This window comes from Trinickia sp., from assembly GCF_036503415.1.
In the GTDB taxonomy this organism is placed as follows: domain Bacteria; phylum Pseudomonadota; class Gammaproteobacteria; order Burkholderiales; family Burkholderiaceae; genus Trinickia.
This window is the reverse complement of the sequence record NZ_DASXWY010000053.1, coordinates 1-8144: the sequence shown is the minus strand read 5'-3', so window position 1 is coordinate 8144 and position 8144 is coordinate 1. Positions and strand designations below refer to the sequence as shown.

General features: G+C 61.4%; 8 protein-coding genes and 2 pseudogenes. 4 read left to right on the top strand and 6 right to left on the bottom strand.

All coding sequences use genetic code 11. From position 1 onward, the window contains the following. The 5 genes and pseudogenes from VGL01_RS07500 to VGL01_RS07475 all read right to left on the bottom strand — a co-directional run. Nucleotides 1-153: pseudogene (locus VGL01_RS07500) on the bottom strand (RNA polymerase subunit sigma-24); the annotation flags it as partial. A 195-nt stretch (nucleotides 154-348) separates the two neighbouring features. After that, nucleotides 349-663 (bottom strand): annotated as a pseudogene (locus VGL01_RS07495) (ketopantoate reductase C-terminal domain-containing protein); the annotation flags it as partial. 375 nt (nucleotides 664-1038) lie between these two features. Next, complete coding sequence (locus VGL01_RS07485; protein ID WP_331568228.1) at nucleotides 1039-2055, bottom strand: Gfo/Idh/MocA family oxidoreductase; 1017 nt, start codon at nucleotides 2053-2055, stop codon at nucleotides 1039-1041. 56 nt (nucleotides 2056-2111) lie between these two features. Further along, complete coding sequence (locus VGL01_RS07480) at nucleotides 2112-2924, bottom strand: shikimate dehydrogenase (RefSeq protein ID WP_331568227.1); 813 nt, start codon at nucleotides 2922-2924, stop codon at nucleotides 2112-2114. Nucleotides 2925-3070: 146 nt separating this feature from the next. Beyond that, entirely contained in the window at nucleotides 3071-4507 is a 1437-nt protein-coding gene (locus tag VGL01_RS07475) for an MFS transporter (protein ID WP_331568226.1), read from the bottom strand. Between the two features lie 83 nt (nucleotides 4508-4590). On the opposite strand from VGL01_RS07475, the gene VGL01_RS07470 reads away from it, so the two are divergent. The 4 genes from VGL01_RS07470 to VGL01_RS07455 are packed head-to-tail and all read left to right on the top strand — an operon-like array spanning nucleotide 4591 to nucleotide 7836. Beyond that, entirely contained in the window at nucleotides 4591-5400 is an 810-nt protein-coding gene (locus VGL01_RS07470; protein WP_331568225.1) for an IclR family transcriptional regulator, read from the top strand. Continuing rightward, nucleotides 5397-6209: a 2-keto-4-pentenoate hydratase gene (locus VGL01_RS07465; protein WP_331568224.1), complete on the top strand. Its 813-nt coding sequence runs from the start codon at nucleotides 5397-5399 to the stop codon at nucleotides 6207-6209. Before VGL01_RS07470 ends, VGL01_RS07465 begins: the two co-directional genes overlap by 4 nt. A 9-nt stretch (nucleotides 6210-6218) precedes the next feature. Continuing rightward, a complete protein-coding gene (locus VGL01_RS07460) occupies nucleotides 6219-7112 on the top strand; it encodes a fumarylacetoacetate hydrolase family protein (protein ID WP_331568223.1) in 894 nt (297 codons plus the stop codon). Between the two features lie 28 nt (nucleotides 7113-7140). After that, complete coding sequence (locus tag VGL01_RS07455) at nucleotides 7141-7836, top strand: hypothetical protein (RefSeq protein WP_331568222.1); 696 nt, start codon at nucleotides 7141-7143, stop codon at nucleotides 7834-7836. A 22-nt stretch (nucleotides 7837-7858) separates the two neighbouring features. Here VGL01_RS07455 and VGL01_RS07450 read toward each other — a convergent pair. Further along, nucleotides 7859-8144: hypothetical protein (locus tag VGL01_RS07450; protein ID WP_331568221.1), on the bottom strand; the 286-nt coding region annotated here is incomplete at its 5' end.

Genomic DNA, 8144 nt, shown 5'->3' with positions numbered 1-8144 from the left:
GTGGAAGACATCCTGCAGGATGTCCTCGGCATCATCCGGGTCGCGTATTCGACGCCGGATGAAATTGACGAGCCTCGTGCGCTCACGCACCACCGTTGCGGTGATGTCGGTGTCTCGGTCGGTCATCGGGTACGAGGTGGGTGGCGGTTCCATGCGCCTGAAGACGTTTCAGGAGCGCAAATATTGTGGCCTGCGCCGAAAAATGTTTTCTTGCGCGATTGCCGGTTCATTCGTCGCACGACCGATATTGCACGTCGAACCGCCGCGCCGATGCGAGCCGTTATCCCATGCCCGATGTCATGCCGAAAGTAGCTTCCCGGAATTCGGTGAGCGTCCCGTCCCCGAATGTCAGACGGGTCCGTCACTCGCAGCCGCCAGAAGTGGCACGACCAGATCGCTGATCGGCGTAGGGATACCATGCGATCGACCGCGTCGCCGCACGACGCCGTTTCGGCAGTCCCATTCGAGCGGGCGACCAGCCTGTCGGTCGGCGAGGATCGAAGTGCCGAGGTCGGTCGGGTAGCTCTGGAATGCTTCGACGAGCTCTTGCGGGACCTCGTCGCCCAGCGTCGCCCCCTCTGCCCGGGCAACCGCGAGACATTCCTGCAAATAGGCGAGGGCCAGCCCGGCAATGTCGGCGCGGGAGTACATGCCGGCACGACGCCGGGGATCTTCATGACTACTGTAACCGCGACCGATCTCGCTCGGCGCACGAGCCAGGTGCTCGACGCCTTAGCGCGGGGGGAGTCGGTCACAATCACCCGCAATAACACCGTGCTTGGCACGATCAATCCGCCAGCGCGGGCTGTCACACTTCGCGAAGCGTTCGAGCGCATCCCTAAGATGCCGCCCGACGTCGCCGATCGGTATGTGGCCGATATCCGTCATGCTGGTTTTGATGACGAGGTGCGTGATCCGTGGCAGAAGTAATCGTTGATACTTGTGTCTGGATCGATCTCTTGACGCCACATGCGGCCAACGAGCAGGGCACCGTCGAGATCGTCAGGCAGATAGCTGGAATATGAGGTCATGAACTGATTAGGAAACGGGATCTAGATGAAGAGACGCTCCGCCTCGTTGGGCCGAGGCGTAGGCTGCATCCATGACTTGCATCATCCGCTCCGCATCGCGCAACGATGCAATCGGCTTTGCCCTCGTCTGACTTTCAGCGAGAACGCGCTTGACGAACAACGGGTAGTAGACGTCGGTCTCGAGCTGAAGGCGGCGGCTGCGCGTGCCGGCGGCAAGATTATTTCTGTCGCGGATCTCGATTCGGTCCGGACCAGACTTCACGTACATGCGGTCCGAAGCGAGAGTGAAGGAAAATTCGCGCTGCTCGTCGGCAGTACTGGGAAAGCTGTATCCCGTCTCCACCAGGCCGATCACGCCGTCTTCGGTTTGCATGGTCACCAGCGAATAGTCTTCTACGGCACCTCCATGCGTTCTCGAGTTCATGACGGCGGAGACACGGGCAACCTCCTTGCCGGTGAGCAATCTGAACAAGTCGATGAAGTGCGTTGCCAAGTTGATTGTCGATCCGCCGCCGGAGTACACGGGGTCGATTACCCAACCGGAGCCAGCGGCTTCGTATCGACTGGGCGACCCCGCAACAAAGCGAAACGACATGTAATTAAAGTCCGATGGTATGCGCCCCTCCGCTTCTTCGAGTGAGCGGAGCAGCTCGCTCATCCGGAAGATCAGCGGCACCGCGCAATAAAGATTCGCTTCCTCGGTCAGTGTGCGAAGCCGGGTGACTTGGGACATGTTGACGCCGCACGGCTTTTCCAACGCGAACGGAATGTTCCGCGCGATCACGGCCTCGGCGAGCGCCGGCATTTCGGAATGTCGCCCGAACACAAACGCGAAATCGACCTCCTCGCGCTCAAGCAACTCGTAGGCCGACGAGTACAACTTGCTTCCGAATCGTGCGGCAATCGCCTCGCCCTTCACGTGCTCCGCGTCAGACAGGGCAACCACCTCGATCCCGGGCGCTTCAAGCGCATCGAGATACAGAGGGACATGCCAATGACTGGCCTCCAACAAGGCGACTTTCATGCATATTCTCCTTCGTGCGCTTTTGCCTCGATGCTCATTTCAGCTCTCGCCCATCGTCAGGCGCCATCGGGGCGGTAGTCGAACCCAAGAAAGCGCAGCGCGTACGAAGCCTGTCCCTGGTGCATTGGACCGCCGTCCTGGGTACGGCATCCCCGTGCCTGAGCGGCTCGGAGAAGCGGCGTCGGCTCGGGCGCATTAACGATGTCTACGACGATGGTGCCGGGTTCGAGCCGCTGCGAGTCGACCGGCATGGCATCGTTCGCGTTCATGCCGAGCGGGGTGGCATTGATCACGACCTCGAAGCCATGCGGATCCGCTGGCCCTGAACGCGTAGCACAACCGGTTTCGGCGACAACAGACGCCGCAAGATCGTTGGCGCGGTGCTCGTCGACATCGGAGATGGTCAGCTTGCTAGCGCCTGCGGACGCGACGGCAAATGCGATCGCTCTACCTGCGCCTCCTGCGCCGACGAGAAGCACCGACTTGTTCGCCGGATGGTGACCTTCCCGCTGCATCCCGAGAACGCAGCCGACGCCATCGGATATCGTGCCGACCCAGCGTCCATCTGCTTGGCAGCGGATGACATTGAGCGCGCCGGCTTGGCGAGCAGTCGAGGTCAGCTCATCGACGAAGGTGAGCATTCGTTGCTTATGAGGCATCGTGACCAGCATGCCGGACAGATTGCCGATCGCTCTTGCGCCCGTAACGAAGGCGGACAGATCGTCCGCCTTAATACAGAAAGGAACGCAAACTGCGTCGGCGCCCTGTTCGACAAACAGTTGGTTCAACAATCGTGGCGACTTCGCCGTGCTGAGGGGGTCGCCTACCAACCCATAGAGTCGCGTCGTGCCCGAGATATGGGGTTCCATTGCGGCTTGATGTTCAATGTAAAACGAAAGTCAATTCAAGCACATTCGAAACGGCGTAGCGCAACGAAGTGCACGTTTGCATGCGGCGTCCAACTTGGGTGTTGCCCCAACGCGGTCGATACGCCGAGTAGGCGGCGGGCGGCGGGTTAGGACCGCAACACTTTCTTCGCAAACTGCGGTTCGTCGGCATCCTCGCTCGTCGCGGCGATGGCTTCACTGCGCAGGCGTTCATATTCGGCCTGGGGTACAGGAATCGCGTTGCGGTCTCCCAGATCGGCGAGGCGAATGCGATACGTTTCCCGGGTGGTGAACGCGGCAAACGCGGCGACGAGACAAATGCCGAAGGTGAGAAAGCCGATCTTCAACGGGATGTTGGAGGACCCCGGGGGCGCGACGGCGACGAAAAGCGACGGCAGCAAGGCACACAACGTCGTCCCTACGTTTTGTCCGATCGCCATGCCGCAGACACGCACGCGCGTGCGGAACAGTTCGGGGAAAAGACTCGGGAACACGCCGTTGAAGCCTTGGTAAGCGACGCCCCACATGAGCAATGAGAAGACCAGTGAGAGCCAGATACTGTGGATGCTGATGGCGTACAGGTAGCCGAAAGCGAAGATCCCGGAGCTCACGACGCCGACGATAACGGGGGGCCTGCGACCGATCTTGTCCGAGAGGTTGCCGACGAGTGGGATCAGTATTACGGAGCACAGGTTGCCGAGGACCGGTACCCACAGAAAGACGCTGGCAGGAAACCCAATACCGTACGCCGGCTGGACTGCATAGGTTGCGCCGAACACAGTCGCGAGGAGCGCAGTGACCGCGGCAAGTGCCATGCCGACAACGCGCAAGACGTCGCCCCAACTTTGGCGAAGGACTTCGACGACCGGCGAAGGAGGAACTTCTCCATGTGCCTGCTCTTCCGCAAAAGCAGGCGTCTCGTCGACCTCGCGCCGAATGATGTAACCCACGATGATCACGACGATGCTCAACAGGAACGGAATGCGCCACCCCCAGGCAGCAAACTGATCTTTCGGCATGAAGTGCGCGAGCGGCAAGAAGACGGCTGCCGCGAGGAGTTGCCCCGCCTGCACCCCCTGGAGGGTAAAGCTCGCAAAGTACCCGCGTCGTCCGAACGGCGCATGTTCGAGGATCATCGAGCTCGCGCCGGACATCTCTCCCGCGACCGCGAATCCCTGAATGAGCCGCAGGATGACGAGCAACACGGGCGCCCAGATGCCGATCTGCTTGTAGGTGGGCAAGAGGCCGACACACATCGTTGCGGCACCCATCAGGAGCATGCAGAAGATCAGCACTGTCTTGCGGCCATGACGGTCGCCGACGTGCCCGAGCACCATCGCCCCTATCGGACGGGCCACGTAGCCGACGCCGAAGGTGGCCAGTGACGCGACGATGCCTACCGTTGGATTGCTAGACGGAAAGAAGAGCTGGGGGAACAGCAATGACGCCGCGGTCGCGTAGATGAAAAAGTCGTAGTACTCGAGCGCTGAGCCGATCCAACCACTGGCTGCTGCGAGCGTCGACTGGCGCTTGCCGTGGGGCTTGGCCGGTGCTTTTGCGTTCATGCCTGTCTCCATGTAATTGACTTTCCGGTGCCATTCTTTTATTGTTGTAACACCGTTCCAATAGGAAGGATGTTACCCACATTATGAGAGTTGTCAAGGGAGCAGTGGACCGGTCGCTCCAAGCGATCGAGTTGCTCGCACGCGAGGCGCGCTGGATGCGTATGTCGGACATCGCCGCCGAACTCGAGCTGGAAAAAGGCCCCGCGCATCGTGTACTGGCACAGTTGTGCGAGCAGGGCTGGGCTGAACAGGACGAAAGCACGTCTCGATACCGTCTGACCCTGAAACTTTCCTTATTGGGTCAGCGGTACTTGCATGGGCTCGGCTTGCCGGGCCTGGTGCAGCCGATCCTCGATGACGTGGCGGCGCACTGCCGCGAGCTGGTTCGGCTAACCGTCGCAAGTGAAGGGACGCTCGCGTGGCTGGCGTCCTCTCAAGGCGCGGCCCCGGGCCTCATGTATTCGCCGTCCATGGATAGCCCTATCACCTTGCATGCAACGGCGAACGGGAAAGCGTGGCTCGCGTCGATGCCGAACGACATGGCGATCGAATGCGCATTGCGAGGTGGACTCGGAAAATCCGCCGCCAGCGCATCTGGGCCCAAAGCGATCGCCAGCGTCGAACAGTTGATCCCCGAGTTGGAGCTGACCCGACAGCGCGGCTACGGGCTTGTCGTAGAAGAGGCGGAGCCGGGCGTTGCCGCGTTGGCGGTGGCTGTGCGATCGCTGTCCGACAATACGGTGCTCGGCACGATGAGCATCGCTGGACCGGTGATGCGAGTTCGGCCCGAGCGCTACGACGACTTCCACGCGTTATTGAAAGAAGCGGCTTCGAAGCTGGGCGCGGTATGGCCGCGTCAAAGCGTTGGCGCGAATGTAAGCGAGGCGGCGTGAATACGACAGCCGCGACGCAGGCCGCTGAGACCATCGCCAGTGGGCGTGAACAGGCAGCAAGCATTCTTGTGACAGCGCGCCAAAAAGGCGTGCTCGTAGAGCGTCTGCCCGTCGAAGTGCTGCCTGCGAATCTGGACGACGGTTTCGCAATCCAGCAAGAGGTGAGCCATCAGTTAGGTCGGCGGATCGCCGCGTGGAAATGTGCACTTCCGCAGCCGGAGAAAGTCGTCGCCGCGCCGATCTATGACGCTGATGTCCATCGAGGCGACGTATGTCGCATGAGTGGGCCTCCGCGTGCCTCCGTGAGAGCGGAGCCGGAACTGGCCTGTCTACTGGACCGCGACCTGCCGCCTCGCCGCGAACCCTACAACGAAGCCGAAGTGCTCGACGCTCTTGGACACACGCACCTCGCGCTCGAATTGCTGGGCAGTCGTTACTCGCATCCGGAAAGGCTGTCGTTCCCCGAACTACTGGCAGACGGCCTGTTCAATGCGGGCCTTGTCATTGGACCCCGCGTTTGCTTACCCGATGGCGCCACGCCGGCTGATCTTCCTTTGGAATTCGACCTCAGTCTGACTCGCGTCGGGGAAAAAACGGTCTCGTTCATGGGACGCCACCCCGATCGGGGCGCGCTCGCGCCGATTGTGTGGCTCGTCAATTTCCTTCGTGTCCGCGGCCTTGGGCTGTATGCCGGTCAAGCGGTGATCACCGGGTCTTACGCGGGCGTTCTCGAGTTGCCAGTTGGTCGCGAGTTGCGTATCGGCTTCGGCGAGCTCGGCACATTGCCGATCACTTTTTTGTCTTGTTAGGAGTCCTACATGCGTCTCGTCCGTTTCGGCCAGCCTGGTCATGAGCACCCCGGTATTATCGATTCGAGCGGCGCGATCCGCGATCTGACCGGCATCGTGAACGACATCGATGGAACGACTATCACGCCAGTCGCCCTTGCAAAGCTGAGGGAACTCGATCTGGATCGTCTACCCGTTGTTGAGGCGGGGACGCGTCTCGGCGCCTGCATAGGCAATGTCCGTAATCTCGTGTGCATCGGTCTGAACTACTCCGATCATGCTGCCGAAACCGACACGCCGATCCCACGGGAGCCTGTGGTGTTCAACAAGCATACGGGTTCCATCAGCGGCCCGAACGATCCGGTCGTCTTGCCCGTAGACGCGCAAAAGCTCGATTGGGAGGTGGAACTCGGCGTGGTGATCGGCAAACCGGCGTGGCAAATCGACGAGGCCGATGCGCTGGACCATGTGGCGGGTTACTGCCTTGCAAATGATGTTTCGGAACGCGCATATCAGCTCGAACGCGAAGGGCAGTGGACCAAGGGTAAAAGCGGATTTTCGTTTGCTCCGCTGGGTCCGTGGCTGCTGACACGCGACGAAGTTCCCGATCCGCAGGTGCTCGATCTTTGGCTTGACGTGAACGGTGCGCGCCGTCAGACCGGCAATACACGCACAATGATTTTCAACGTCGCGCACATCGTGGCGTATCTCAGCCGTTTCATGCCATTGATGGCTGGCGACGTGATCATTACGGGCACGCCTCCCGGCGTGGGCCTCGGTCAGAAGCCGCCTGTCTTCCTGAAAGCAGGCGACACCATGACGCTCGGTGGCAGCGGGCTTGGCGAGCAGGCACAAAAGGTTGTGCAGTACGCGGACGCTCTGGGCGCAGCCTGGGGTCGCGGCGAGTATCCGTCGGCAGTCTAAGACGATTCGATCTCACAAGGGAGGAGATATGAGCCTTGCTGGAACGGGCGTCGTCGCAATCTGGCATGACCTGCTGCCGGAAGCGAAGGATGAATTCTACGAGTGGCACAACCGCGAGCACATGCCCGAACGCGCCGGCATCCCGGGCTTCAGGCGCGGACGGCGCTTCATGGCACTGGATGCGGGTCCCGAGTACTTCAATCTCTACGAGGCCGACACCGTCGAGGTGCTTGGCGCGCAAGACTACCTTTCTCGGCTGAATACGCCGACGCCTTGGACGAAGCAGGTTGTCGCTTCGTTCCGAAACGTCGCACGCTCGATCTGTCACGTCGCCTATTCCGACGGCGTTGGGCAGGGTGCCTATCTCATGACCGTGCGCTTCGACGTGCCATCGGATGCACGGGCAGAGGTCGTGAAGGGTTTGCGTCAGCGGGTCCTTCCGCCCCTCGTGGACCTACCCGGCATCACGGGCGTGCATCTGTGCCTTGCAGACGAAGCGATCAGCAAAGTCGAAACGGCGGAGAAGAAGGCGCGTTCGGAGGGCACCAAGGTACCGACATGGATCGTGCTGGTCGAAGGGTGCCGGGCAGGCAATGTCCGTTCAGCTACCGACCGTTTTGTTTCGGGACTTGCGGCATTGCCCGGAGCGGGCGCGACGGCGCCAGATACGACTCTCTATCAACTTGAGTACACGCGCTGCAAGACGCCTTGGAGCGCTGGCTGACAGATCGCCACCGCGATCGCCGTTAATGGCTTGCGCCGTGCGGTAACCCTGCATGTCCGCCGGCTCCGGCCGGAGCGGCGGGCACAGGAGCAGGAGCAGCGGCGGCGGGAGCAGAAGCAGCGGCGGCCGGAGCAGAAGCTGCAGCATCAGCGGCAGGACCCGAGGCGGCAGCAGCAGGCGGCGCTTCGATAGAAGCAGCGCTCGAAGTGGCGGCCGCGTCCGACGCAGCGGGTGCCGCAGATTCATCGCTGCTCTTGCTGCATGCTGCGAGGGCCGTAGCCGCCAGCAGCGACGCTATGACGAGGGAT